We start from the raw sequence: 26,075 nt of genomic DNA, 5'->3' as shown, positions 1-26,075 counted from the left end.
AGGGGAGCGGCGCGGACGGTGGGGCGCAGGGCCGTGGGGGAGGAGGACGCGAGCCGGGGCGGCCCGGCTGGGACGGGTCCTGACGGTACGGGGCGGGGCGTCCGCGCGACGGTGATCCGGACCGGCCGGGCGGGCACGGCGGCGTTCTCGACCCGAGGGGCCCGCGTGACGGTGTTCCTCCGGCCCGGCCGGCGTCCCCGCCCGGGCCGCATCCGCCGCCGTGACGGAGGGGCACCCCGCGCGGGGGCGGAGTGCGCCCTCGATTCCGGCGGCACAACGACGCACCGCGACACGCATCGATTGTGCGTCGGACAGCCGGTACAGTCGTCGCATGGACGGCGAAACCGGCGACGGACAGCAGGAGGCCGGTCTGACGACCGGCGAGGTCGCCCGGCGCCTGGGCGTGGCACCGACGACCGTGCGCTCCTGGGACCGGCGCTACGGCCTGGGTCCGGCCGGACGCGTCGGGGGCAGGCACCGCAGGTGGACCCCGGCGGACGTCGCGCTGCTGGAGCGGATGTGCGCCCTCACCGCCACCGGTGTGCCGCCCGCCGAGGCGGCGCGGCTCGCCCAGGACCGCACGCGGCCCTCCGCCCCGCCCCGACAGCCGGAGCCCGGCGACCCGCCCGGGCGTCCGGCCGCCGCGTCCGGCCGCGCCCATGCCGGGATGCGGCTCGGCGACGCCCGCCAGGAGTGCCGTGGACTGGCCCGCGCCGCCCTGCGGCTCGACGCCGCGGCACTGGACGAGCTGCTGAACACCGCCGTCGAGACCTACGGCCTCGTCGACGCCTGGCACGAGATCCTGATGCCCACGCTGCAGGCCGTCGGCCGCAAGTGGGAGTCCTCCGGCGAGCGCTACGTGGAGGTCGAGCACTTCCTGTCGTGGCACATCGCCTGCGCGCTCCGCCGCGCCGCGCCGCCGGTCGCGAACGGCCGTCCGGGCGGCCTGGTGCTCCTCGCCTGCGTGCCCGGCGAGAACCACACCCTGCCGCTGGAGGCGCTCAGTGCCGCCCTCGCGCAGCGCCGGATCGCGGTGCGGATGTTCGGCGCCGCCCTGCCCGTCGAGGCGCTGATCGAGGCGGTCCGGCGCACCGGCCCCGCGGTCGTCGGCCTGTGGGCCCAGTCGCGGACCACCGCGAGCCAGCCGCTCGCCCAGCATGTGGCCGGCATGCGCTGGGGCGTCCGCGGCTCCCGCAGACAGGCCGCGGTCATGACCCTCGGGCCGGGCTGGGCGGGCAAACCGGTGGGCGGCACGCTCAGACCACCGGGCCTCGCGGAGGCCGTGGACGCCGTGGAGGCCCGCGTCCACGGCTGACACGGCGTCACCCGATCCGGGCCCGCCCCGTGGTGGCTGCCGGCCGCGGAGGCCACGGCGTGATCCGCTGGGCCCGCCCGCTGCCCGGCGCACCGCCGGGCGGCGCTCCTCGGGAAGGACACCGATGACGCCCCCTCGACACTCCCCTGCCCCCGACACCGTCGTCGTCGGCGCGGGCCTGGCAGGGCTCGCCTGCGCGCTCGACCTCTGCCGGGCGGGGCACCGCGTCCACCTGCTGGAGGCGTCCGACGGCGTCGGCGGCCGCATGCGCACCGACCGCAAGGACGGCTTCCTCCTCGACCGCGGATTCCAGGTGTTCAACACCGCCTACCCCCAGGTGAAACGACGCGTGTCCCTGCGCGGGCTGCGCCTGCGCCCCCTCACACCCGGCGTCGTGGCGCACACCCCCGCCGGCGCCGTGCGGCTCACCGACCCGACCCGGCGGCCCCGGGAAGCCGCCGGCCTGCTGCCCGGACGCGCCCTCTCCGCCCGTGACCTGGCCGCCCTCGCGGCCCTCACCGCGCGCGACACGTTCCCCCCGGCGCGCCTGCTCACCCGTGCCGCCGACCGGACCACGCACGAAGCGCTCACCCGCGCCGGCCTGTCCCCTCGGGCGGTCGACGACCTGCTGCGCCCCTTCCTCGCCGGGGTGTTCCTGGAATCCGAGCTGACGACCTCCGCACGCTTCTTCCACCTGGTCTGGCGGAGCATGGCCCGCGGCACCCTCTGCCTGCCGGCCGAGGGGATCGGCGCGGTGCCCGCCCAGCTCGCCGACCGGCTGCCCGCGGGCGTGCTGCGCCTGGACACCCCGGTCGACGCCGTCACCGAGGCCGGCGTCCTCCTCGCCGACGGACGCGAACAGCCCGCCGCGACCGTCGTCGTCGCGACCGACCCCGCCACCGCGGCGCGCCTCCTCCCCGGGCTCGACGTGCCCGCCACCCGCACCGTCACCACCTACTACCACGCCGCCGAACGGCCGCCCCTCGACGAGCCGACCCTGATGGTGGACAGCACCCTCGCCGTGCTCAACACCTGCGTCCTCACCCGGGCCGTTCCCGGCTACGCCCCGCCCGGCACCTCCCTGGTGTCGACCTCGGTGCTCGGCGGCGACGCGCCCGGCGCCGAGCAGGCGGTCCGCCGCCGGCTCGCCGACCTGTACGCCACCGACACCCGCAGCTGGCTGCCGGTCGCCACCTACACCGTCGGCGGGGCACTGCCCGCGATGCCGCCGCCGTGGCCGCTGAGCCGCACCACCCGTGTCGCGCCCGGACGCCACGTCTGCGGGGACCACCGTGCCACCGGATCGGTGCAGGGCGCGCTCGCGTCCGGCACCCGCGCCGCGCGCGAGGTGCTGGCCGGCGCCGCGGGGCGCTGACCAGCGCTCCCGCCCGCCGCGCATCCGGTGCGGGCCCGGGCCGGAGGCGGGCGGCACGTCCCGGGCCGCCCGGCGTCGTGCGTCCCGCCGGGCCGTCCGACGACCGGCCGGTCGTCGTGGGCGCCACCAGCCGTCCGGCGGGGGAGGCGGTGCCGCGCGTACCCGGCGACTGCGCGGTGCGTCCGTACGGGCCGGGTCCACCTCCCGGACCCGCACGTGGGGGCGGTGACGTGCTCGGCGAGCACCGGCCGGGGCCGACACCACGCAGGGCGTGCGGCCGGACCGGCACCGCGCAGAGCGTCGCCGGGACCCTCCCCTGGTCCAGCGGCCGCGCACCGCGGCACGGGCCCGGGATCCGGAAGGTCCGAACGGCCCGGCGCGTGGTGCGCTCCCCTCCTTCTTCGGAGCCGGGAGGCGGTGCGGATGCGCGCGGCCTCCCGGCTGCCGGCGCCCGGGCCCGGCGGGGGCACGCGGTCAGTCGCGGCCCCTGGCGTGCCGGAAGCGCGCCAGCGCGTCCCCGAGGTCGACCAGCGGATCCGGGTAGTCGACCGCCGCCCGTTCGCCCGCCGACATCAGCCACGGCTCGTGCACGAAACGGTCGTCGACACCCCGCAGTTCCGGCACCCAGCGCCGCACGTAGGCACCCCGTGGATCGAAACGCCTGCCCTGGACCACCGGGTTGAGCACCCGGTGCGGACGGGTGTCGGTCCCCGTCCCGGCGACCCACTGCCAGTTGAGCTGGTTGTTGACGAGGTCCCCGTCCACCAGCAGATCCAGGAAGTGCGAGGCGCCCACCCGCCAGTCCACGTAGAGCGTCTTCGTGAGGAAGCTCCCCACCAGCAGCCGGGCCCGGTTGTGCATCCACCCCTCGTGACGCAGCTGACGCATCGCCGCGTCCACCACCGGGTATCCCGTGCGGCCCTCCCGCCACGCGTCGATCTCCTCCCGCGCCTCGTCCGTCCGGCGCCACCGGTCGTGACGGGTGCGGTAGTCCTCGGCCGCGGCGGACGGCCGGGCGGCGAGCACCTGGTGGTGGAAGTCCCGCCAGCACAGCTGCCGCACGAACGCCTCCGCTCCCGGGCCGCCGTGCGCGCGGGCCCGCTCCACCAGCTCGACGGGGGAGAGGGCGCCGAAGTGCAGGTATGGGGAGAGCCGGGACGTGTCGTCGCCCGCGAGGTCGTCGTGCCGGTCCTCGTACGCGTCCAGCCCCGACCGCTTCCAGGTCAGAAACCGGTGCCTGCCCGCCGTCTCCCCGCCCTTCGGCAGGCCCGGCGAGACGCCCCCGACACCGCTGCGGGCCGGCAGCCGCTCCCCGCGCACCCCGGCAGGCACCCGCACCGTGCGCGGGGCCGCGCCCGCCGTCCGCAGCCGCTCCTGGGACCAGCGCCGGAAGTAGGGCGTGAAGACCGCGTAGTGGTCCGACCCGGCGGGGGTGACCGACCCGGGAGCGACGGCCGTGATCACGGTGTCGTGCGCGTGCAGGGCCACCCCCCGGCCGTCCAGCTCGGCCCGCAGCGCCTCCTCGCGCCGGTGCGCGAAGCCGCTCACCCCCGCGGCCATGTGCACCTCGTGCGCCCCGCACGCGGCGACGACCGCGGCGACCTCCCGGACCACCGGCCCCGAGCGGACGACGAGCCGCCCGCCGCGCTCACGCAGCCCGGCGTCCAGATCGGCGAGGCAGTCGGCCAGGAACGCCCGCCGGTTGGGCGCGTCGAACCCGGCCGCCCCGATCGCCGGATCCAGGACGAACAGCGGCACCACCTCGTCCGCCGCCTGCTGCGCAGCCCGCAGCGGCGGGTGGTCGTGCAACCGCAGGTCCGAGGTGAACAGGACGACCGCGACGGTCATACGCCACTCCTGGTGCTGTGTGTGCGTCCCGGTGCGCCGGGCTACCGCTCGACGCTTCCCCCGCCGGACGTCTCCCGGATGCGGCCCGCCGGCACATCACCCGCATGAGCGCTCATGCCCTTCGCCGCGGCCTGCGCGATGTTGCGGGCCATGCCGCCGAACACGATGGCGTGGAAGGGCGACACGCTCCACCAGTACGCGTGTCCGAACAGGCCGCGGGGATGGAAGAGCGCGCGCTGGCGGTAGCGGGTGCGGCCGTCGTCGTCCGTCTCCGCGTACATCTCCAGCCAGGCCAGCCCCGGCAGCCGCATCTCGGCGCGCAGCCGCAGCAGGTGGCCGCTCTCGATCTCCTCGACGCGCCAGAAGTCGAGCGAGTCGCCGGCCCGCAGGTGCTGGGCGTCCCGGCGCCCGCGGCGCAGGCCGACCCCGCCCACGAAACGGTCCAGCCAGCCGCGTACGGCCCAGGCGAGAGGGAAGGAGTACCAGCCGTTGTCCCCGCCGATGCCCTCGATGACCCGCCACAGGGACTCCCGCGGCGCCTCCACGGTGAGCCGGCGTTCGTCCTCGTACAGGCTGCCCCCCGCCCACTGGGGATCGGTGGGCAGCGGGTCGCTCGGTGCGCCGGGGACGGACGCCGACGACCACCGGGTGGCGACGTCGGCGTCCCGGACCCGCCGCAGCGCCAGGGCCATGGCCTCGTCGAACGGCAGCGGCCGGCCGGGGCCGTCGGGGACGTAGCGGGCGATGTCGTGCTCGTGGCAGACCACCTCGTGACGCAGCGACTCCGTCAGCGGCCGGGCGATCGACGCGGGGACGGGCGTCACGATGCCCACCCAGTGGCTGGACAGCCGGGGCGTCAGCACGGGGACGGGCACGATGAGCCGGTGGCGCAGCCCCGCGACCGCCGCGTAGCGGCTCATCATGTCGCGGTAGGTGACGATGTCCGGACCGCCGATGTCGAACGCGCGGTTGACGCCGTCGGGCAGCCGGGCGCAGCCCACCAGGTAGCGCAGCACGTCCCGGACGCCGATCGGCTGGATGCGGGTGTGCACCCAGCTCGGGGTGACCATCACGGGAAGCCGCTCGGTGAGGTACCGCAGCATCTCGAAGGACGCGGAGCCCGAACCGATGATCACGGCGGCCCGCAGCACCGCGGCCGGCACCGGCCCGTCCAGCAGGATCCGTCCGACCTCCGCCCGGGAGCGCAGATGCGGGGACAGGTCCCGTTCGGGCACGCCGGGCGGCGTCAGGCCGCCGAGATAGACGATCCGCCGCACACCCGCCGCCTGCGCCTCCTCCGCGAAGATCCGCGCGGCCCGGCGGTCGGTCTCCTCGAAGCGGGAGCCGGTGCCGAGGGCGTGCACGAGGTAGTACGCCACGTCGATGCCGCGCATCGCGTCGGCGACCGAACCGGCGTCGGTGACGTCGCCCTGGACGACTTCGGCGTCCGGCGCCCAGGGGTGGTCGCGGAGTTTGGCGGGCGTCCGGGCCAGGCAGCGTACCCGGTGGCCGGCACCGAGGAGTTCCGGTACGAGCCGTCCGCCGATGTAGCCGCTGGCGCCGGTGACCAGACAGTGCAGCGGGGCCTTCCCGTCCGCGCCGCCCGCACCCGCCTCGGCGGCGGCGCCGGCCGCCCCAGGCGCACCGGCCCCACCGACCGTGCCGTCCGTCCCGACCGTGCCGTCCGTACCGCCCGTGCCGTTGGTGCTCACCCGTGCCTCCCGTGTCGTGACCTCCGCCGCCTCGACGATTCAACGACGTGCACAGCGGCTTCGCCCGGCGGGCCCGCGGCGGATGCGCCCCGGGTCTTCCGCGCACCCCGTCGGCCCACGGCCCGCCGGACACCGCGGTCGCACCGCCGTCGGCCCACGGCGCCGGGCACCGCCGCACCGCGCCCCGTGAAGGGTGACCGCAGGGAGCGCGTTCATGCCTCGGACGATGCCGCCGCGTGCCGCACGCGCCCGTCGGGCCCCGGCCCCGAGGTCCGGGCGACCCCGATCCGAACACCTGACAAGCGGGTCGGCAGCGCGTGTGGAACGCCACCTGTTGGAGTGACGCCGTCCGTGATCGTTCGTTGACAGGGGCAGCCGGGAACCGCCCGCACAGCGAGCAACGAGCCGAGGACACATGCCGATTCAGCCCGAACCGCCGCCGACCGCCGGATCCGGTCAGCCGGCCGAGACCGTACTCGTCGAGCACTACGGACGGCTCGTCCGCATCGCCTACCTGGTCCTGCCGCCCCGGACGGGCGTCCACGCGCGGGTGCTCACCGCGCACCGGGTCGTCCAGCGCTCCCTGCCCCGCGGCGGATCCGGGGACGGCGGCGGATACGCCGCCCTCCGCGCCCGCGTCCTCGGCGCGGCCCTGCGTGCCGAACACCGCCGGCCGCATGCCGCACTGCCCCTCGTCCTCGGCCTGCGGCTCTCCCCGAGCGTCGGCGGCGCGGACGGGCTGAGCGCCGCGCAGGCACTGGCCGGGCTGGCCGCCCCCGCCCGGGCCGCGCTCGCCCTCTCGGTGGTCGACCGGCTGCCGGACCAGCAGATCACCGCCGCCCTGGCCGGCGCCGGCGTGGCGGATCCGGCCGGGGCGCTGCGCGCCGCGCACACCGTGCGGGACGCCCTGGACGGCACGGCCGGGACGGTCCTGCGGACCGCCGAGTTCGACCCCGGCCATGTGCTGCTCCACCCGACCGACCTCCTCCGCCGCCGGCTGCGCCGCCGGGTCGCCACGGCGTCGGCCGCCACCGTGCTGGCCGTCGCGGCGGTGCTGGTCACGGGCGCGTACGGCGGCGGCACGGAGCGCGCGGGGGTGAACGGTCCGCCGGGAGCGGCCGCCGCCGCTGCCGCACTGGACCCGGCCGGCCTCCGGGAGGCGCCGGCGGAGCGATGGGCCGACACCGCCCGCGTCGACTTCTCCGTGTGGCCCGCGCGGGGCGAGCGGCGCGAGGACCGCGCCCTGCTCCGCCGCGCGCTGCGGGCCTGGGCGGGCGACGCCTCCGCCGTGAGGATCACCCCGTCCGCCGGCACGGGGAGCGAACCGCCGGCCGCACCCCCGTCCCTGCTGTTCGCCGGTGACGTGGACGGCGCGGCGGTCGTCCTGCTGCACGACGGGCTCCGCGTCGCCCGGTACGCGGAACCGCTGCGCGGGGACGGCCACGCCGTGCTCGACCTGGCGCGCACCGATCGCGCCGACGTGACCACCGCCGCCGCTGTCGTGGTCAGCAGGACCCCGGACGGCACCCGGTACCTTCTCGCCCCCTGGATCGCCGAGGCCGGCACCCGGGACCTCCTTCGCCCCACGGAGCCCACGCGCCGGCTCGCCGCACCCGGCGGCCTCACCCCGCGCCTCGCCACCCCCGGGGCGGGCGGCGCCTGCGCCGCCTGGCCCGCGCTCAGCCTGCGTTCGTCCGCCCGGATCGTCGAACAGCATTCCTTCCTCGTCACCGATCTCGGGGAACTGACCCCCGCCCACCTCACCCACACACCGGACCCCGGCTCGGGCGCGCCCGCGCGCCAGCCGAGGGAGGCGACCGGCCCCTCCGGCCTCGCGGCCTGGGCGCGCACCGCGTGCAGCCTCGGCGGGCTGCGCGGGCAGGGCGTACGGGCGGTCAACGACTGGGCCTACGCCCGGCAGCGGCTGCCGGCAGGGGCCGGCACCGCGACCTGGGTCTGCACCCGTGCGGACACCTGGGCGGGCGCCGGACACGTGACCGTGTGGTTCCAGCCCCCCGGCACGGGCCCCGGCTCTCCCGGGACCGCGGCGGCCGGACGCCGCGACACCGCCGCGTGCAGCCGATTCGGCCGGCACGTGGTAGCCGGGACCAGATGGCGTGCGCCGGACGGCACCTGGTGGGTCGTCGCCGCGGGCAGCCGCGCCACCGCCCGCATCACGCTCGGCGGCGGCGCCGGCACCACGGCCGAGGGGACGACGGCGGCGGTCAGGGCCGCGGAGGACACACCCGTGGAGGTGACGGCCTTCCACGCCGACGGATCCCGCTTCTCCCCGCCCGGGGGAGCCGCCGCCACGGAGTGAGCCGCGGCCCGGCGGGGCCGGGGCGCGCCGGGCCGACCTGCCCCGCCGGGTCAGCGTCCCCCCTGGTCAGCCCCCGGGTCAGCGCCCGCGGCGCCGGCCCGTACCGGGGAGCAGGTCGTCGTCGCGCCGGGGGTACATCGCGTCGATGTCCGCCGCGTGGACCCGCGCGATCTCCTGGCGGCGCAGCTTCAGACTCGGCGTCACCAGCCCGCTGTCCGGCGTGAACTCGCGGGGCAGGATCCGGAAGGCGCGGATCGACTCCGCCCGCGACACCCGGGTGTTCGCACGGGAGACCGCCCGCTGGATCTGGGCCCGCAGATCCTCGTCGCCGGCCATCGCCGCGATGTCCGACGCACCCTTGCCCCGCAGGCGCCGCCAGTGGTCGAGCGCCTCGGGGTCCAGGGTGATCAGTGCGGCGATGTAGGGCCGGTCGTCGCCCACGACCAGGCACTGGGAGATCAGCGGATGGTGGCGCAGCTGGTCCTCCAGGACCATCGGCGACACGCTCTTGCCGCCGCTGGTGATGATCACGTCCTTCTTGCGGCCCGTGATCACCAGGTACCCCTCGTCGTCGAGCAGTCCGAGGTCGCCGGTGGCGAACCAGCCGCCCCGCAGCACCGCGCTCGTCGCCTCCCGGTTGCCGAGGTATCCCGCGAAGACGGTCTCGCCCCGGACCCACACCTCGCCGTCGTCCGCGATGTGGATCTCGCTGCCCGGCATCGGCCGTCCCACCGTCCCGAACCGGACCGCGCCCGGGGGCTGCGCGGTGACCGCGCCGGAGGTCTCCGTCAGACCGTATCCGTCGTACACGGTGATCCCGGCGCCCGCGTAGAACAGGCCCAGCTCACGGCGGAGCGTGGACGCGCCGGAGACCGCGTTGCGCACCTGACCGCCGAGCACCGCCCGCAGTCTGCGGTAGACGAGCCGGTCGTACACGGCGTGCCGTGCCCGCAGCGCCGGACTCGGGCCGCGGCCGGAGTCGCGGGAGAGGCGTTCCTCCGCCTCCGCGTAACGCATCGCCACATCGGCGGCCCTGTCGAAGACATGGGCCCTGCCCGCCTCCTCCGCGGTCCGGCGCGCGGTGTGGAAGATCTTCTCGAAGACGTACGGCACCGCGAAGACGAACGTCGGCCGGAACGACGCCAGGGCCGGCAGCAGTTGCTGCGGGCCGAGGTCGGGCTGGAGCCCGAGCCGGATCCCGCCGCGGAGACAGCAGACGACCACCATCAGCCCGTAGACGTGCGCGACGGGAAGGAAGTTGAGGATCGACGGCGCTGCGCCCGGTTCGGCGACCAGCGCGCCCCACCCGTCGAGCAGGGTGTCGGCCTCTGCGGCGAGATTGGCGTGGGTGACGAGGCAGCCCTTGGGCGTGCCGGTCGTCCCGGAGGTGTAGCACACGACGGCGACCTGCCGCGGCTGCACGGCGGCACGATGCCGGTGCACCTCCTCGTCGGGCACCCCCGTGCCGTCGGCGGCGAGAACGGACAGGCAGTCACGGTCCATCTGCCACAGGGCCTTGAGCGTGCCCGCCGTGCCGCCGGCCGCCGCCACCGTCATGGCGTGGTGCTCGTGCTCCACCACGACGGCGCACACCTGCGCGTCCTGGAGGATCCAGCGCACCTGCTCGGAGGAGGACGTGGGGTAGACGGGCACGACCTCGGCTCCGACGTGCCACAGGGCGTAGGCCAGGACCGTCCACTCGTAGCGGGTGCGCGACATCAGCGCCACCCGGTCGCCGAAGCGGATCCCGTCGGCCAGCAGCCCCTTCGCCACGGCCATCACCTGGTCGCGGAACTCCGCGGCGGTCACCGGTTCCCATGCGTCCCGGTGCGCGGGGTCACGGCGCGAGAGCTGCGCCAGCGAGGGATCGCGGTCGGCCGTCTCGTGGACGGAATCGGCCAGGCCCCCCGCCCGCAGGGGGCGGGAACCGTGCGGCAGGCCGCGTACCTCCATGTGACCTCCCCTTCACACCGAGTCCGGATTCTGCACGCAACAGGGCCGGTAACGGAAGAGATCGCGCCAACCAGGCCCAAGGTGTGATCTGTTCACCCGCTCGCGCCCGTCCGGTCGACGCGGCCCGCAGTCGGGTTCCGGCCAGTTCCGCGCGCCGGCGGCCAGTGCGCACGACACGACGGGCAATGGTGCGCCGAGCAAGGAACGTTCCGCCCGAAAGGGGGCGTGGGGCGCGGAAAGCGGCCAACATGCCCTTCCGGGTCATCAGGCGTGTTCTCGCAGGTCGCAAGGGTGAGAAGATCGGGTCGGGCGGCAGGGGCGGCAGGGTGCGTTCCTGTCCCCGCCTCCGCCGCCCCACCTCCGCGGCGGCGTCCACGGCACTCGGGAGCGGTTCATGGCGTGCTGGTCCCGCGCCCTCGCGCAGGCGAGGGGGACCCCGGGCGGGCCGGGCGGCTCAGGGGCGGGCGAGGCCCCAGGTCTGCAGGGCGAAGGGGCGCCCCTTCTCCATGCCGGTGATGAGCGGGACGTCGAGAAGGGTGAAGCCCGCCTTGGCGGCGACGGCGACGCTCGCCTCGTTCTCGGCCTCCAACTCCAGGATCACCTGCTCGGCGCCGAGTTGTCCGAAGGCGTAGGCCGCCATGACGCGCACCGCCCGCACCGCGAGCCCCCGGCCGCGGTACTCCGGGCCGACGGCGTAGCCGAGTTCGGTGCCCTCGGGGGCGCGTCGGAGCATCACCTCGCCGAGCGGGGCGCCGCCGTCGACGGTGATCGCCAGGAGTACCGCCGTGCCGTCCGCCCGCAGCCGGCGGGCCCGCACCAGACGGGCGCGGGATGCCTCCGCGTCGAAGGGCGAGACGATCGGTGTCCAGTACGCGATGTCCGGGTGGTCGAAGAGCGCGGGCATCGCGGCGAGGTCGTCCTCCGTCCAGTCGCGCAGGACGAGGCCCTCCCCGGTGAGTTGCATGTGCTCGGGGAAGGGCGAGGCGGTGCCGCTCATGGTCGAGGTCCTCTTCCGGTGTATTCAGGACGAGGCAGGATATCCGGGGCCCCGAGGCGGTCCGTCGCGCGGCCCCCTCCCTGCCGGGGGCCACTTCACCCTGCCACGCGCGCTCCGTCTTCCCTCTGCGGCGTCCCGCCATCCCTCGCGTCGCGTCCTCCCTCACGTTCCGGGCGCACCGCCGGGCCGTCGGGCGCCCCGCTCGCCGGAGGCGTTGACATGACGGGTACGCGTCAGGATGCTGTGACGCGATTCCATCGATGTAAATCCCCTCTTCCCCCCACCACCGACGCGGCGCGGACGGCATCCCTCCGCGCGGCGACCCCCGCCCGTCCGCGGGCGGAGGCCAACCATGGAGCGGCCCGTGAAACCGACCCGCACCCTCGTCCGTACCGCCGTCCTCGCCCTCGCCGGCGCCCTCGCCGTCGTCATGTCCCTGTCCTCCGCCGAGCCGGTGGTGGCGGACCAGACCGCCCTGAGAGCGGCCGATCCCAGCGTGCTGCGCGTCGGCGGCACCTACATCTCGGTCCAGTCGACCGGCGGTGGCATCGCCGTGCGCCAGGCCCCGTCGACCGCCGGCCTGGCCTCGGCACCCGCCCGCCAGGTCTGGTCGGACACCCGGGGTCTGGGGGAGGTGTGGGCTCCCGAGATCGTCCGTGACGGCGGCCGGTACTACATCTACTTCGCGGCCGGGCGCGGAGCGGCCCACCGGATGTACGTGATCAGCTCCGGCGCCCCGGACAGCGGCTACACCGCCGAGTCGAAGCTCGCCCTCCCGGACGACAAGTGGGCCATCGACGGCACGCTGTTCACCTTCAACGGACAGCGCTGGTTCGTCTGGTCCGGGTGGGCCGGCGACACGAACGTGGAGCAGAACCTCTACATCGCGCGCATGAACGGTCCGACGACCCCGACCGGCGCCCGGTACATCATCTCGCAGCCGCGGGAGAGCTGGGAGCGGGTGGTCGGCAACCCGTTCATCAACGAGGGCCCCGAACCGATCAAGGACCCGAACGGGCAACTGCACCTCGTGTACTCGGCCAACGGGAGCTGGAGCGATCAGTACTGCCTCGCCGATCTGCGCCTGCGGGCGGGCGGCGACCCGACCCACGTCTGGGACTGGTACAAGTCCAACGGCTGCCTGTTCGGCTCCAACCGCGCCACCATGATGCGCGGCTGGGACCCGACGCTGCACGTGAACGGCCCCGGCCACCACACCTTCGTCCTGCTCGACGGGGACATCGCCACGAGTCCGCCCGCCGGGCCCACGTTCCCCTCGATGTTCCACGCGGTCCCCAAGGGCACCCCGTACGCCTGGGAGAACCGCTACTGGTACACCGGCACGTTCACCTGGTGGGGGAACACCACCTACAGCCGCGCGAACGTCCCCGGCCCCGACAACGACACGGGCTGGAGCCTGAAGTTCTTCGAGTAGCCCGCGTCAGCGGGAGCCGCCCGGCACCTCGTCGCCCAGGCGGCTCAGCTCCTCCATGGCCTCACGCTCCAGGCGCGCGAGGTCGCCGAGTACGGTGCCCGCCCGCACGAGGCACCGCTCGTCGCCCGTCTCGCCCGCCTCGTCGATCAGGGACGCGGTCCGCGTCCACAGGCCGGCCGCCTCCGTGTACAGCGCGAGGCCGGTGCGCAGGCGGCGGCTGTCGAGCACCTCGGCGCTCTCGGCGAGGAAGTCGCGGTAGAGGTTGCGGAACAGGGCCCCGCCCGTGCCGCCCTTCTCCATCAGGAGGGCGGCACGGCGCAGGTCCCGGCGGGGGTCGTCGGTGCGCCGGTGCCAGGTGCGCACCAGCCTGCCCGCCTTCTCGATGCCCCGGTGGCCGAGATTGGCGATGGGCGGGTGGAGGAAGGCGTCGGCACAGGCGGTGACGGCGGGCACGATCCGGCTTCGCGGGGACGGTGCGTCCCGCGGCACGGACAGGGTGAACGAACGGTGCCTGGCCGTCATGGGGCCGCGTGCCGCTCTGGCCTCGGCGAGGCTCTCCAGACCGGTGGTCACCGCACCGCCCTGCTGCGCCGTGTCCACCAGGTACGCCGTGCGGTCGTCGTAGCCGTACATGGCGACGACATGGCCGCCGAAACGCACCTTCGAGGTGAAGTACTCCAGGTGGTGGCTGTCGAGCTGGAGCCCGACGGGCCGGCCGGCGTCGAGCGGGCCGGCCACGTTCTCCCACGCCCGGCGGGGCGAGGAGGTCTCCCTCACATCGAGCTCGAGCCCGAGCGCGGCGGCCAGGTTCCGCGTGAGCTCGAACGGCTTCACCCGCCCTCCGAGGAAGGGGAAGTCCATGTTCTTTGCGTCCCAGTAGACGAACGACAGACCGGACCCGAGACCGAAGAGCATGGGCTCGGACAGGTCGAGTCCCTCCTGGCGCAGCAGTACGCCCAGCGCGGTCGTCTCGCAGTGCGCCGATCCGCGGGTGTCGACCCCTCGCACCGTCGTCATGCCGTGACCTCCTCGACGGGGACGACCAGCCGGGTCAGCAGCCGTTCCGGCGGCGCCTGGTCGGGTCCCACGAGATACGCCTCGCGTACGGGGGCCCGCGGGCGCAGTCCGCGTTCGTGCACGGCGGAGAAGAGCGCGGTGTACGCCAGCGGCAGCTGGGCGTAGGGCCCGGTGTGCACGGTCTCGGCGACGGGCCCGCCGGGCAGCGTCCGCCACTCCAGACCGGGCACGCCGTCAGTGGTCCGCGGGGCCTGCGCCCCGACGGCGATCTCCATGCCGTCCTCCAGATCCAGCGGGTACAGGCCCCACAGCGGGGCCTCCCACGCGCACCCCGCCCCGCCGAGCGCGGCCAGCAGCCGCCCCACGCATCCGCCGGTCGTCTTCCCGATCCCGTCCGGGGAGCAGATTGCCCGCACCACCGCGAGATGCCGCTCCGGCTCCCGGCCGCAGGTCACCTCGTACCGGGGCAGGCCGTCCGCCGCCAGCCGCTCCAGGATCTCCAGCCGCGCCCGGTCCCTGCTGATCCGCTCCGCGAGCCGGTCCCGCTCGGCTCCGAGGAGCAGGGCCCTGCGCCCCGGCTCCGCCGCCAGCGTCCGGGCGATCACCGCGAGCGGCACGTCCATGTCGCGCAGCAGGGCGATGGTCAGGGCGTCCCGTGCCTGGGCGGGTGCGTAGTAGCGGTAGCCGGAGCCCGCGTCCACGCGGACCGGGCGCAGCAGCCCCGTCTCGTCGTAGTGCCGCAGCTGTTTGACGCTGAGCCGGCACAGCCGCGCGAAGCGCCCGATGGTGAGAAGGTCGTCGTGCACTCCCTCATGGTGGACCCTCCCACGGGGGGAGAGTCCACCTCCGCACCCGTCCGGTGTGCTGCGCGGGCGGATCCGCCCGCCGTGTCAGGGCGGTGTCGCCCTGACACCGCGCAGACGGTCCAGCCGGCGGATCACCGGTGTCGCGGCGGCCCCGTGCAGGACGACCGAGAGCAGTACGGTGAAGGCGACGACGGACCACAGCTGCCCGGCGAGCGCGCCGAAGTGGTCGCTGTGGCCGAGTGCGTACGCGAGGTAGAAGAGCGAACCGATTCCCCTGATGCCGAACACGGCCGTGACCAGGCGCTCGCGCGGCCCGGCGGCCGTGCCGAGCAGGCCGGCCCAGCCGGCGACGGGCCGCACCACCAGCACGAGCAGGCCGCCGACCACGGCGCCCTGCCAGGTCAGTGCGGCCAGCCCCTGCTCGACGAGGTAGCCGCCGAGGAGGAAGAGCAGGAAGACGGTCAGCAGCCGTTCGATCTGCTCGGTGAACTCGTGGAGCACCTTGTGGTACCCGTGGCTGCGCTCGGCCGCCCGGATCGTGCAGGCGGTGACGAAGACGGCGAGGAACCCGTAGCCGTACAGCAGCTCGGCCGCGCCGTAGGCCAGGAACGTCGCCCCGATGGCCACGAAGCCCTCCATGTGCTCGGAGAGCCGCAGGGCGGACGGCCGCGCCCGGAAGAACAGCAGCCCGAGCAGCCGGCCGGTGATCAGGCCGACGACGACGCCGACGGCGGTCCGGGCGAGCACGTCGACCAGGAACCAGTGGCCGAGCCACGCCGTCGGCGGGTCGCCGGCGGCGGCCGCGGCGGCGAGGGCCAGGGCGGCCAGCACGAAGGGGAAGGCCAGACCGTCGTTCATGCCGGCCTCGGCCGTCAGCGAGAGGCGGACCTCGTCCTCGTCGTCGTCCGCGTCGGTGGGCTCGCCCACCCGCACCTCGGCGGCGAGCACCGGGTCCGTCGGCGACAGGATCGCCGCCAGGAGCAGGGCGGCGGCCGCAGGCCACTCCAGCAGCAGTGCCGCGGCGGCGGCCGCGGCGGCGATGGTCAGGGGCATGCTGATGCCGAGCAGCCGCCACGGAGCGGCCCAACGCCGCAGGCCGACCGGCCGGTTGACGGCGAGCCCCGCTCCCATGAGGGAGACGATGACGCACAGTTCCGTCGCGTGCTCCACCCACAGCCGGTCCCGCACGGGGTCCACGACGGGGATCGGCACCGGCAGCAGCGCGGCCAGGGCTCCGGCCGCGAGGAACACCATCGGCATCGACAGCGGCTGCCGGAAGACGAGCCGCGGTACCACGGCCGCACCGAGCGCGCCGATCCCCACGGCCAGGTACACGGCATCGGAAAGCGTCATTCGACCCATCCTGTCCCACCGCGCGCCTGCCATGCACGAGCGGACCGGTGACATGCACCGCGGGCCCGCCCGCGTACCGGCGGCGCGCGGGCGCCTTGGTGTGTGCCTCCCGCGCGCCCGTTGTGCGTCTTCGCGCCCCCGACCGGGGATGGCCCCGCCGAAGGACGGTGGCCGACGATGAGCAACCCGGGCCAGGGGGCGGTGTACGGGCAGGGACGGTGTGTCCACGCGACGTGGGGGGAATTCGATGGTGCGACGCTGGCTGATCACAGGGTGTTCCTCGGGGCTGGGGAAGGCGCTGGCCGCAGCGGTGGCCCGGTCCGGTGACGACGTGGTCGTCACCGCCCGCCGGAGCACCGACCTCGACCGCCTGGCCGCCCTCCGGCCCGGCCGGGTCTTCCCGGTGTCCCTGGAGCTGCGCGACCCGGCCCGGTGCGAGGACGCCGTCCGTACCGCGGCCGAGCGGATGGGAGGCATCGACGTCCTGGTGAACAACGCGGGAGCCGGGCTGTTCGGCGCGGCCGAGGAGGTCTCCGACGCCGAGGTGCGCGACCAGCTGGAGACCCTGGTCGTCGGCCCCTGGCGGCTGGTGCGCCTGGTCCTGCCGCTCATGCGTGCCCAGGGCCACGGGCACATCGTCAACGTCTCCTCCCTGGCCGGCCGGATGGCGTTCCCCGGACTGAGCGCGTACGTCGCGGGCAAGTACGCGCTGGAAGGCATGAGCCAGGCACTGGCCGCCGAGGTGGCCCCGCTGGGCATCCGCGTCACGGTGGTCGAGCCCGGCGGCTTCGCCACCCGCTACGGGACGGCGCTGACGGAGTCGGCGAGCCGCCTGCCCGCGTACGCGGTCTCGACCGCCGCCACGCTCGACGGGGTCCGCGGCATGGCGGACGACGCCGCCACGGGGCGCCCGGAGGACTTCGCCGCCCAGGTGCTCGCCGTCGTCACGGCCGACGGGCCGACCCCGCTGCGCATCCCGATCGGGGAGGACGCCTACGCCTACCTCGACATGGTGGAGCAGGCATCCCGCGAGGAACTGGCCGCCGCCCGCGCGCTGACCGTCCGGCCCGCCTCCGGGCTGCCGTCTGCGACGCTGCCCTCACCGGCGGTGTGACGGCCGCCGGCCCCACGCGGCCGGCCGGCCGCCCGCGCGGCTTGTGCGTGCCCGCACCCCGTGCCGCTCACCCGGCTGCCGCTCGCGTGCCGCACCCCGCGCGGCTTGTGCGCGCCCGCACCCCGTGCCGCTCACCCGGCTGTGCCCCGCGCGCCCGCACCCCGCCCGGTCGCCGCTCGCGTGCCCCGCGGCTTGCCCCCGGTCGGAGCAATCCGAGCCGTCCCCCGCACCGGGCCCCAGGGTGGCCGGGTGACTACCGGAAGCTCCCGAGCAGCGCGCCCGGACCGTCTGATCACCCTGTCCGACGGCATCTTCGCGATCGCCATGACCCTCCTCGCCCTGGACGTCCGCGTCCCCCCTGGCCTGGGCTCCGCCGAGTTCCACGACGCTCTGCAAGAGACCCTGCCCCAGCTGGCCGCCTACGTCCTCAGCTTCCTCATCGTGTCCATCTTCTGGCGCGACCAGCGCAGTCTCCTGCTGATGTCCGCGACGACGGGCGGCATCCCGCAGTTCCTGGCCCTCGCCGTGCTCGGCGTCATCGCCCTCGTGCCCTTCCCCACCGCCATGCTCGCCGAGTACGGCGCCCAGGAGCCGCTGGCCGTGGCCGCGTACGCCGGCACGATCTGCCTCGTCGACCTGTTGCACCTCGCCATGTTCACCACGCTGAGAGTCCGGCACGGGATCCGGGACGTGGGGGAGTGGCGCGACACCGCGGCGGACCTGGGGGCGACCGTCGTCGTGTTCGGCGCGTCCGTCCCGATCGCCTTCCTCGCCCCGCACGCGGCGATGTGGTGCTGGCTCGCGCTGCTGCCGGTGAAGATCGTCCTCGGCCGCCTGGAACGCGGCAGGCAGCCCGAGCGGGAAACCTGACACCCACGGCCCGCCGCCGGGCCACGGGTCAGGACGAGGCGTCCCGGGCCGCCTCGGCCGTCCGCGCGCGCCGCACGGGCATCATCGTCTCGACCGCGTCCTGCGCGAGGTGCTCCACGATCAGCCGGTGCACCAGGTCCGGCTTCTCCAGCGGCACCACATGGGAGGCGCCGGGGACGACGGCCAGTTGCGCGTCGGGCATCGCGCGGTACAGGGAGACCGTGTGCTCCAGCGTCATCAGGTCGTCGTCGCCGGCCATGACGAGGACGGGCGCCGTGACGCGCGCCAGGTCCCCGGCGGTGAGGGCCGGCTCGGTCCGCCACATGGCGAGCACCTTCGCGGCCACCACCGGCCAGTGTCCGGCGCCGTCCGGCGAGACGGCCGTGTACATCTCTCGGAAGAACGCGAGTTCGGCACCGTCCGGCGTCATCGTGTCGAGCATCGCGGGATCGGCGAAGCACTCCGGAGCGGGGCGGGAGTTGGCGCCGATCACCACGGCCTTGCGCACCAGGTCGGGGCGGGCGGCGGCGACGAGCAGCGCGACCACACCGCCGTCGCTCCAGCCCACCAGGTGGGCGGGTTCGCGCACGACGGACTCCAGGAAGTCCACCGTGTCGTCCGCCATGTCCCGGTACGACAGCGGCCCGGGGACGTCGGGGGTGCGGCCGTGGGCGCGGCGCTCGGGGAGGAGCAGACGGTACCCGGCGGCGAGGCCGGAGCGCAGCGCGCCCCAGGTGTCGTTGGTGCAGAAGCCGCCGTGCAGCAGGACCAGCGGATCGCCGGTCCCCTCGGTCTCGTACCACGTCCTGACACCGGGAAGGTCCGCGTAGTCGCCCATCGCCCCAAGCCTCTCCGGACGGCCGTCGTCCCCGGCCAGTCTCCGCCGTCGCCCCGGCACCCGCCACGCGGAGCGGGGCGACGGGCGGAACGCCCGGGCCGGGGCGGTCGCCCGAAGTGGCGGGACGGGCGCGGGTCACACCTCGATGCCCGTGACCACCGCGGGGCCGAGCGGGGCGTCGTCGGCGGCCACCCCGACCGCCGTCAGCGCGGACGCCACCGTCCTGCGCGCGGTGTCCTCGGCCTCGTCGCTGTCGGCCGCCTCGACCTCGAGCCGCACGGTGAAGGTGTCGTTCTCGTTGACCGTCAGGATCCGCAGTTCCTCCCGCCGGCCGAGCGACGTCTGCCGGGGGTCGGCGGGGCGCAGTTCGCGTTCCACCGCGGCCCGCACGTCCGCCGACGGCGGTGCGAGGAAGGTACCCGGAATGGTGATCACATACGTGCTCATCGCGTCTCTCCCGATCTCGAACACTTTCCTGACGCATGTCCACGACGAAGGCGCCGGCCGCACACTCACGGCCGGCGCTCCGGACATACGACCTTCGGCGAATTCCGTCAGCCGCCGATGTACCAGCTGAATCCCCCGCTGGAGGCGGCCACCACGAGCAGTACCGTGAATATCACGAGATCCACGATTCCGAGCGTTATCCCGGCCTTCGCCATTCCGGCTCCGCTTCCACGGGACTGGCGCAGGGCGACCGCGCCGAAAATGATGGCCAGCGGCCCCAGAATCACATTGAAGAAGAGCAGTCCGATGATTCCGCAGACCAGGCTCGCCACGGCCAGACCACTCGTTCCGGCCCGCGTCGCGGACATTCCGTGCGTCATTGCCGTCCTCCCTCGCATCTTTCGGTCCGTCACCCTGCGTCTGCCCCGCGAGGAATGGCGCAATCGGCAAGGATTCCGTCCCGTGCGCGCGCCACGCGCCACGCTGCGGGCTCCACGTCGGCCCGGCGGGCGATGCGCCTGGATAACGTGCCGTCATGTCTGCTGATCAGCACGAGGACGGACCGGCGCCGGGCGGGTCCGTCCGTGCGGATTCCCGCCGCACGTCCTTCCGGGAATCCCCGTTCCTGCCCGCGGTGGTATTGAGCCTCATCCTCGCGGCGGCCGCCGGACTGTTCGCGGGCTCCTACACGTACACGATGGCCAACCCGACGCCACGCCACATCCCGGCGGCGACCGTGGACTACACCGGCACGGGAGTCCCGCGCGATTTCGTGGCGGCCATGGAGAAGGCGCTGGGCGCCTCGCTCGAACTGCGGCCCTACCGCGGCCAGGCTGCCGCACGGGCGGACGTGGAGGATCAGCGTGTCTTCGCCGTGCTCACCTTCCGCGGCGACGACGTGCGACTCGACGTGGCGAGCGCCGCCGGACAGTCGGTCGCTCAGGTGTTGGTGCAGACCGCTCCGCGGGCGGCCCGCGAGGCGGGGGCGGGACTGCGGATCCACGACCTGAAGCCCCTCCAGCCCGGCGACCCGCGCGGACTCGCCATCTTCTACATCTCGCTCGCCGCGGTGATCATCGGCTTCGTCGGGGCGATCCAGCTCAGCGTCCACGCCCGGGACCTCGACCCGCTGGAGAGGATCGCCGCCATCGCCGGTTACGCCCTGCTGGGGAGCTTCAGCATCGCGGCGGTGGTGGACTGGCTGCTCGGGGCCCTGGACCTGCCGTTCGCGGAGTCGTGGTCCATCCTCGCCTTCACGATGTTCACCTCGGGCATGGTCTTCACCATGTTCAACACCCTGTTCGGGCGCTGGGCGATGCTCCCGACCTGGGGCCTGATGGTGCTGCTCGGCAACCCGTCGTCCGGGGGAGCGGTGTCCTGGCCGCTGCTGCCCTCGCCGCTCGGACGGATCGGCCAGTGGCTCCCGCCCGGCGCCTCGGTGAACGCCCAGCACACCGCCGTGTACTTCGGCGACGCCCAGCACGCGTTCCCGTTCCTCGTGCTGGCCGCCTGGGCGGCGGTGTCGACCGCCGTCTTCTGGGTGTGGAGACACCGCCACCCGGGCGGCCGCTCCGCCGACCGCCCGGAGCCGCCCGCCGCGGACGCCCCGGCCGGAGCCTGATCCCGGCGGCTCGCGGCACGTCCCCGGCGCTGCGGCCCGGTGACCGGGCCGTGCCACGTCAGGAGCCGGTGGCCGTGCCGGCGTCGGGATGGAGACGGAAGACCTGGTCGAGGCCGACGATCCGCAGGATGCGCAGGGTGTTCTCGGGGACGGCGGCGAGCGCGATGTCGGCCCCGCACGCCTGGGCGTGGTTGCGGGCCGCGATCAGGGCGGCGATGCCGCTGGAGTCGCAGAAGTGCATGCCCGCCAGATCCACGACGAGGCGCTGCCCGGGCCCGACCGTGAGCGTGGGCAGCAGATCGCGCAGTTGGGCCGAGGTGGCGTAGTCCAGCTCGCCGTCGACCCTCAGCACGGGGCCGGTCGCGGCGTCTTCGACGGTGATCGTCAGAGGGGGCGTCATGCGTTCTCCGCTGCCGTGTCGGGGGCCGGGCGGGTGGGGACACCGAGGGCGAGCAGGGCGGTGTCGTCGTCGAGACCGTCGCCGAACCCGGCGAGCAGTCCGGTCAGGGCCTCGACGACGGCCCCGGCGGACCGGCCGGCGTGGCCGGTGGCGAACTCCTGCAGGGCCCGGTCCCCGTAGAGCCGGGTGCGGTCCTCGCCGGTGCGGGCCTCGGTGAGGCCGTCGGTGTACAGCAGCAGGGTGTCGCCGGGCCCCAGGGTGGTCGTCGCGGTGGTGAAGCGCGCGTCGGGCAGGATGCCGACGAGCAGACCGCCGGGGGTGGGCAGGAAGTCGGCGGTTCCCCCGGCGCGCAGGACCAGGGCCGGCGGGTGCCCCCCGGAGGCGAGACGGACCGTGACCCGCCCGGTGGCGGGGTCCGGTTCGAGGACGCCGACGACGGCGGTGCAGTAGCGGGGATCACCGCTGTTGTAGCGCTCGTGCACCACCGTGTTCAGGGCGGTCAGGGTGGAGACGGGGTCGGCGTCGTACAGGGCCGCGGCGCGCAGCGTGTAGCGGGCCAGGGAGGTGACCGCCGCCGCCTGCGGCCCCTTTCCGCACACGTCGCCGAGGAAGAACGCGAAGCGTCTGTCGTCGACCGGGAACACGTCGTAGAAGTCGCCGCCCAGCCGGTCGGGGGAGGCGGTGTGGTAGTGCGCGGCGGTCTCCATCCCCGGCACCGGGGGCAGGGTGGCGGGCAGCAGGGACTGCTGGAGGACCGCGAGGGCGTCCTGCAGCCGGGCGCGGTCGGCCTCCGCCTGCTTGCGGGCCTCCTCGGCCGCCTTCCGGCCGCGCAGGAGCTCCTCCTCGTAGGCGCGGCGCTCACGGGCGTCGAAGACGGTGGTGCGGACCAGCAGCGGCTCGCCCGTGGAACCGTGCTTGACCGCGCTGGAGACCAGCACGGGCATCCGCCCGCCGTCGGCCTGCCTGATCTCCAGCGCGATGCCGCTCACCTCGCCCTGCATCCGCAGCAGGGGCGCGAAGTGCGTCTCGTGGTAGAGCCTGCCGCCCACGGTCAGCAGGTCGGAGAAGCGCAGCCGGCCCACCACGTCCTCCCGCTCGAGGCCGAGCCAGCCCAGCAGTCTGCCGTTGATCTTCGCGATGGTGCCGTCCATCAGCGTCGACAGGTAGCCGCAGGGCGCGCTCTCGTACAGGTCCTCCGCACTGTCCTCCAGCAGCGCCGCGAACACCGCGTCCTGCGCCGTGCCGCCGCCCGTGCCCTCCGGTTCCTGCGTCGGCCCGGGGCGGCACATCACCGCAGCCCCGCCAGGAAGGCGAGGATCGCCTCGTTGGTGGCCTCGGGCGCGGACAGCTGGGGGCAGTGCCCGGTCGCCTCCAGCGTGACCAGTTCGGAGCCGGCGACGGCCCGGTGGACGAAGGCGCCCACCTCCCGGGGTGCGATGGCGTCCTGGGTGCATTCCAGGACCAGGGTGGGCACCTGCACGCTCTTCAGGTCGTCACGCGAGTCCGACAGGAACGTCGTCCGGGCGAACACCCGCGCCATGTCCGGATCGGTGGCGCAGAAACTGTTCCGCAGCTCCTCGCCCAGCTCGGGCCGCTCCGGGTTCCCCATGATCACCGGTGCCATCGCCGCCGACCAGCCGAGGTAGTTGGACTCCAGCGAGGCCAGCAGCTCGTCGATGTCCCGCTCGCTGAACCCGCCCCGGTAACCGTCCGCGTCGATGTACCGCGGTGACGGGGCGACCATCACCAGCGCCCCGATCCGCTCGGGAGCCATGCCCGCGGCCAGCACACCGATCATCGCGCTGACCGAATGCCCCACGAACACCGCACCGCGCAGATCCAGCTCCGCGCAGATCTCCACCACGTCGCGTGCGTAACCGTCCAGCGACGCGTAACGGTCCTCCCGGAAGGCCGAGAGGTCGGAGCGGCCCGCACCGACGTAGTCGAAGAGGACCACCCGGTGCTTCTCGGCCAGGGCGGGCACCGTCAGCCGCCACATGTTCTGGTCGCAGCCGAAGCCGTGGGCCAGCACCACCACCGGCCCCTGCGGATCGCCCGTGACCGTGACGTTGTTCCTGCGTCGGATGTCCATGCCCGCCATCCTCCCAGGTCCCGCACACCTCGACGCACGGCCGACCGGCCGGGGGCCGCCTGGTGCGGATCGCGGACGAGGCCGGCATGGAGGGCGGCACGGAGCAGGTCTGCGAGAGCAGCTACGTCGTCGGCGCCGTGTCCCCGGTGCTGGCGCTCGGCCCCGGGACGTACACCGCGGAGTCGGGCGGGGACTGCCGTCAGCACGACGCCGTCTTCCTGACCGTCGCCGGCGACGAGCTGCCGCCCGTGCTCCCCGAGGAGGCCACCGAGGAGGACATGCACGCAGCCGCCCTGCAGTACGTGCGCAAGGTGTCCGGCTTCCGGGCGCCCGCCGCGCACCAGCCGTCACCGTCGTCGGGATCGGGGCCGACGGCTGGCCCGGACTCTCCCCCGCCGCCCGCGACGCGCTCCGGGACGCCGAGGTCCTCGTCGGCGGCCCCCGGCAGCTGGACCTGCTGCCCGGCGACTGCCCCGGCCTGCGGGTGCGCTGGCCGAGCCCGCTGCGCCCCGCCGTCCCCCGGATCCTCGCCGAGCACGCCGGACGCCGGATCGCCGTCCTGGCCAGCGGCGACCCCATGTTCCACGGCATCGGCCGCGCGCTCACCGAGACCCTCGGCGCAAGCGCCCTGCGGGTGCTGCCGCACCCCTCCTCCGTCTCCCACGCCTGCGCCCGGCTCGGCTGGCCCGTCGAGGACACCGAGGTCGTCTCCCTCGTCGGCCGCCCCGCGGCCCGGCTCGCGGCGGCGCTCCACGACGGCCGGCGCGTCCTCGTCCTCAGTGCCGGAGCCGGCACCCCCGCCGAGGTGGCCGGTCTGCTGCGGGACCGCGGCTGGGGACCCAGCCGTGTGCGCGTGCTCGAACAGCTCGGCGCGGACGGCGAACGCCTCGTCGACGGCGTGGCCGCCACCTGGGACGAACCGCCCGGCGACCCGCTCAACATCGTGGCCCTGGACTGCCGCCGCGCCCCGAACACGCACCGGCTCGGCGTGGTCCCCGGACTCCCCGACGAGGCGTACGAACACGACGGCCAGCTCACCAAGCGCCACGTCCGCGCCGCGACGCTCGCCGCGCTCGCCCCCGCCCCCGGGGAACTCCTGTGGGACGTCGGCGGCGGGTCCGGGTCCGTCGCTGCCGAATGGATGCGCGCGCACCGCGACTGCCGTGCCGTCACCGTCGAACGCGACCCGGTCCGCGCCGAGCGCATCGCCAGCAACGCCGACGCCCTCGGCGTCCCGGCGCTGCGCGTCGTCACCGGCGCCGCACCCGCGGCCCTCGCCGGGCTCCCGCGCCCCGACGCGGTGTTCATCGGCGGCGGCCTCACCGCCCCCGGCCTGCTCGACGCCTGCTGGGACGCACTGCCCCCGGGCGGCCGCCTCGTCGCCAACACGGTCACCCTGGAGTCCGAGGCCCTGCTCGCCGAGCGGTACCGCGCCCACGGCGGCGAACTGGTCCGGCTCGCCGTCGCGCACGCCGTCCCCGTCGGCGGCTTCACGGGCTGGCGCCAGGCGATGCCCGTCACCCAGTGGTCCGTCACCAAGTCTGGAGAGATGTCATGACCGTGTACTTCATCGGTGCGGGCCCCGGAGCCGCCGACCTCATCACCGTCCGCGGCGCGCGGACGCTGGCGTCGTGCGGGGTCTGCCTGTACGCGGGCTCCCTCGTCCCGACCGAACTCCTCGCCGAGTGCCCGCCCGGCGCCCGGCTGATCGACACCGCCCGGCTCGACCTGGACACCATCACGGCCGAACTCGTCCGCGCCCACGAGGAGGGCCACGACGTCGCCCGGCTGCACTCCGGCGACCCGTCCGTCTTCAGCGCCGTCGCCGAGCAGATGCGCCGCCTCGACGCGGCGGGCGTGCCGTACGACGTGGTCCCCGGCGTCCCCGCGTTCGCCGCGGCGGCGGCCGCGCTGAAGCGGGAGCTGACCGTGCCGACGGTCGGCCAGACGGTCATCCTCACGCGGATCGCCCAGCAGGCGACGCCCATGCCGGAGGGCGAGGACCTCGCGACGCTGGGGCGCAGCGGCGCGCTGCTCGTGCTCCACCTGGCCGCCCGCTACGTCGACCGTGTCGTGGACGAGCTGCTCCCCCACTACGGCGCCGACTGCCCCGCGGCGGTCGTCGCGATGGCCAGCCGCCCCGAGGAACTGGTCCTGCGCGGCACCCTGGAGGACATCGCGTCCCAGGTGAAGGCCGCGGGAGTGGTGCGCACGGCGGTCATCCTCGTCGGCCGCACCCTGGCGGCGACGCAGTTCCGCGACAGCCACCTGTACTCACCGGAGCGCGACCGCCACCCGTGCTGAGGCGCCCCGGGGGGCCCGCCCATGGGCGGGCCCGGGGCGGTCGGCCCGGGTGGCGGGCCCGGGGGCGGTCGGCCCGGGTGGCGGGCCCGGGTCGTGGGCCGTCACGCGGGCCGGMGGCCGCGGCACGGCCTGCGGCCGAGTCCTCAGGCGCCGGACGGGCTGGATCCTCCAGCCCGTCCGGCACTTGAGGACACCCGCGCGCAGCGGGGGCGCCGCGGCCKCCGGCCCGCGTGACGGCCCACGACCCGGGCCCGCCAC

Annotated in this window: 22 protein-coding genes and 1 pseudogene; 10 read left to right on the top strand and 13 right to left on the bottom strand. The window is 75.1% G+C overall.

The features are described 5' to 3' along the window. Positions 1–331: 331 nt before the first annotated feature. The gene (locus tag EAO77_RS33990; protein ID WP_147992178.1) at positions 332–1,315 is read left to right on the top strand and encodes a MerR family transcriptional regulator; all 984 of its coding nucleotides are present in this window, start codon (positions 332–334) and stop codon (positions 1,313–1,315) included. Between the two features lie 124 nt (positions 1,316–1,439). Next, positions 1,440–2,690 carry an NAD(P)/FAD-dependent oxidoreductase gene (locus EAO77_RS33985; protein ID WP_147992177.1) on the top strand — a complete coding sequence of 417 codons (1,251 nt, stop codon included), beginning with the start codon at positions 1,440–1,442 and terminating at the stop codon, positions 2,688–2,690. A gap of 474 nt (positions 2,691–3,164) precedes the next feature. Here EAO77_RS33985 and EAO77_RS33980 read toward each other — a convergent pair whose 3' ends face one another. Continuing rightward, positions 3,165–4,538 carry a cryptochrome/photolyase family protein gene (locus EAO77_RS33980; protein ID WP_147992176.1) on the bottom strand — a complete coding sequence of 458 codons (1,374 nt, stop codon included), beginning with the start codon at positions 4,536–4,538 and terminating at the stop codon, positions 3,165–3,167. A 41-nt stretch (positions 4,539–4,579) separates the two neighbouring features. After that, positions 4,580–6,118, bottom strand: coding sequence for an SDR family oxidoreductase (locus EAO77_RS33975; RefSeq protein WP_147992227.1), 1,539 nt, complete (start codon positions 6,116–6,118; stop codon positions 4,580–4,582). Positions 6,119–6,665: 547 nt separating this feature from the next. On the opposite strand from EAO77_RS33975, the gene EAO77_RS33970 reads away from it, so the two are divergent. Next, on the top strand, positions 6,666–8,570 hold the full coding sequence (locus tag EAO77_RS33970; protein WP_147992175.1) for a hypothetical protein: 1,905 nt from the start codon (positions 6,666–6,668) through the stop codon (positions 8,568–8,570). A 78-nt stretch (positions 8,571–8,648) separates the two neighbouring features. Here EAO77_RS33970 and EAO77_RS33965 read toward each other — a convergent pair whose 3' ends face one another. Together EAO77_RS33965 and EAO77_RS33960 are read right to left on the bottom strand one after the other, a co-directional pair. Beyond that, positions 8,649–10,523, bottom strand: coding sequence for an AMP-dependent synthetase/ligase (locus EAO77_RS33965; RefSeq protein ID WP_147992174.1), 1,875 nt, complete (start codon positions 10,521–10,523; stop codon positions 8,649–8,651). A 454-nt stretch (positions 10,524–10,977) separates the two neighbouring features. Next, positions 10,978–11,520: a GNAT family N-acetyltransferase gene (locus EAO77_RS33960; protein ID WP_147992173.1), complete on the bottom strand. Its 543-nt coding sequence runs from the start codon at positions 11,518–11,520 to the stop codon at positions 10,978–10,980. A 430-nt stretch (positions 11,521–11,950) separates the two neighbouring features. On the opposite strand from EAO77_RS33960, the gene EAO77_RS33955 reads away from it, so the two are divergent. Then, positions 11,951–12,955 (top strand): glycoside hydrolase family 43 protein, encoded by a 1,005-nt coding sequence (locus EAO77_RS33955; protein WP_261994275.1) that lies wholly within the window; start codon positions 11,951–11,953, stop codon positions 12,953–12,955. 6 nt (positions 12,956–12,961) lie between these two features. Here the strand turns inward: EAO77_RS33955 and EAO77_RS33950 are convergent, their stop codons facing one another. The 3 genes from EAO77_RS33950 to EAO77_RS33940 all read right to left on the bottom strand — a co-directional run bounded on the left by EAO77_RS33950 (position 12,962) and on the right by EAO77_RS33940 (position 16,131). Next, entirely contained in the window at positions 12,962–13,972 is a 1,011-nt protein-coding gene (locus EAO77_RS33950; protein ID WP_147992171.1) for a BtrH N-terminal domain-containing protein, read from the bottom strand. After that, a complete protein-coding gene (locus tag EAO77_RS33945) occupies positions 13,969–14,778 on the bottom strand; it encodes a MerR family transcriptional regulator (protein ID WP_147992170.1) in 810 nt (269 codons plus the stop codon). Before EAO77_RS33945 ends, EAO77_RS33950 begins: the two co-directional genes overlap by 4 nt. Positions 14,779–14,862: 84 nt before the next feature. Next, positions 14,863–16,131 carry a cation:proton antiporter gene (locus EAO77_RS33940; RefSeq protein ID WP_147992169.1) on the bottom strand — a complete coding sequence of 423 codons (1,269 nt, stop codon included), beginning with the start codon at positions 16,129–16,131 and terminating at the stop codon, positions 14,863–14,865. Between the two features lie 247 nt (positions 16,132–16,378). On the opposite strand from EAO77_RS33940, the gene EAO77_RS33935 reads away from it, so the two are divergent. Further along, complete coding sequence (locus EAO77_RS33935) at positions 16,379–17,245, top strand: SDR family oxidoreductase (RefSeq protein ID WP_147992168.1); 867 nt, start codon at positions 16,379–16,381, stop codon at positions 17,243–17,245. 249 nt (positions 17,246–17,494) lie between these two features. Further along, complete coding sequence (locus EAO77_RS33930) at positions 17,495–18,115, top strand: TMEM175 family protein (RefSeq protein ID WP_187283535.1); 621 nt, start codon at positions 17,495–17,497, stop codon at positions 18,113–18,115. 28 nt (positions 18,116–18,143) lie between these two features. Here the strand turns inward: EAO77_RS33930 and EAO77_RS33925 are convergent, their stop codons facing one another. The 3 genes from EAO77_RS33925 to EAO77_RS33915 form a co-directional block, all read right to left on the bottom strand. Further along, entirely contained in the window at positions 18,144–18,953 is an 810-nt protein-coding gene (locus tag EAO77_RS33925; RefSeq protein WP_147992167.1) for an alpha/beta fold hydrolase, read from the bottom strand. Positions 18,954–19,088: 135 nt separating this feature from the next. After that, positions 19,089–19,400, bottom strand: coding sequence for a hypothetical protein (locus tag EAO77_RS33920; protein WP_147992166.1), 312 nt, complete (start codon positions 19,398–19,400; stop codon positions 19,089–19,091). A gap of 107 nt (positions 19,401–19,507) precedes the next feature. Then, the gene (locus tag EAO77_RS33915; RefSeq protein WP_147992165.1) at positions 19,508–19,780 is read right to left on the bottom strand and encodes a DUF4190 domain-containing protein; all 273 of its coding nucleotides are present in this window, start codon (positions 19,778–19,780) and stop codon (positions 19,508–19,510) included. A gap of 155 nt (positions 19,781–19,935) precedes the next feature. Between EAO77_RS33915 and EAO77_RS33910 the strand changes: the two genes are divergently transcribed. Further along, positions 19,936–21,021, top strand: a complete 1,086-nt coding sequence (locus EAO77_RS33910; RefSeq protein WP_147992164.1) for an ABC transporter permease — start codon at positions 19,936–19,938, stop codon at positions 21,019–21,021. A gap of 58 nt (positions 21,022–21,079) precedes the next feature. Here EAO77_RS33910 and EAO77_RS33905 read toward each other — a convergent pair whose 3' ends face one another. The 3 genes from EAO77_RS33905 to EAO77_RS33895 are packed head-to-tail and all read right to left on the bottom strand — an operon-like array spanning position 21,080 to position 23,513. Then, positions 21,080–21,421, bottom strand: coding sequence for an STAS domain-containing protein (locus EAO77_RS33905; protein WP_147992163.1), 342 nt, complete (start codon positions 21,419–21,421; stop codon positions 21,080–21,082). Beyond that, positions 21,418–22,710, bottom strand: coding sequence for a PP2C family protein-serine/threonine phosphatase (locus EAO77_RS33900; RefSeq protein WP_147992162.1), 1,293 nt, complete (start codon positions 22,708–22,710; stop codon positions 21,418–21,420). The genes EAO77_RS33905 and EAO77_RS33900 overlap by 4 nt, the downstream gene beginning before the upstream one ends. After that, complete coding sequence (locus tag EAO77_RS33895) at positions 22,710–23,513, bottom strand: alpha/beta fold hydrolase (RefSeq protein ID WP_147992161.1); 804 nt, start codon at positions 23,511–23,513, stop codon at positions 22,710–22,712. The genes EAO77_RS33900 and EAO77_RS33895 overlap by 1 nt, the downstream gene beginning before the upstream one ends. An 86-nt stretch (positions 23,514–23,599) precedes the next feature. Here EAO77_RS33895 and EAO77_RS41570 point away from each other — a divergent pair. The 3 genes and pseudogenes from EAO77_RS41570 to cobM all read left to right on the top strand — a co-directional run. Further along, positions 23,600–23,818 (top strand): annotated as a pseudogene (locus EAO77_RS41570) (hypothetical protein); the annotation flags it as partial. 56 nt (positions 23,819–23,874) lie between these two features. Next, positions 23,875–25,071: a precorrin-6y C5,15-methyltransferase (decarboxylating) subunit CbiE gene (gene cbiE, locus EAO77_RS33885; RefSeq protein WP_147992225.1), complete on the top strand. Its 1,197-nt coding sequence runs from the start codon at positions 23,875–23,877 to the stop codon at positions 25,069–25,071. After that, positions 25,068–25,817 carry a precorrin-4 C(11)-methyltransferase gene (cobM, locus tag EAO77_RS33880; RefSeq protein WP_147992160.1) on the top strand — a complete coding sequence of 250 codons (750 nt, stop codon included), beginning with the start codon at positions 25,068–25,070 and terminating at the stop codon, positions 25,815–25,817. The genes cbiE and cobM overlap by 4 nt, the downstream gene beginning before the upstream one ends. Positions 25,818–26,075 lie beyond the last annotated feature (258 nt).

The sequence above is a fragment of the Streptomyces sp. T39 genome, assembly GCF_008042045.1.
GTDB lineage: Bacteria > Actinomycetota > Actinomycetes > Streptomycetales > Streptomycetaceae > Streptomyces.
Note: the sequence above shows the minus strand (reverse complement) of the source record. Positions and strands in the feature narration are given on the sequence as shown.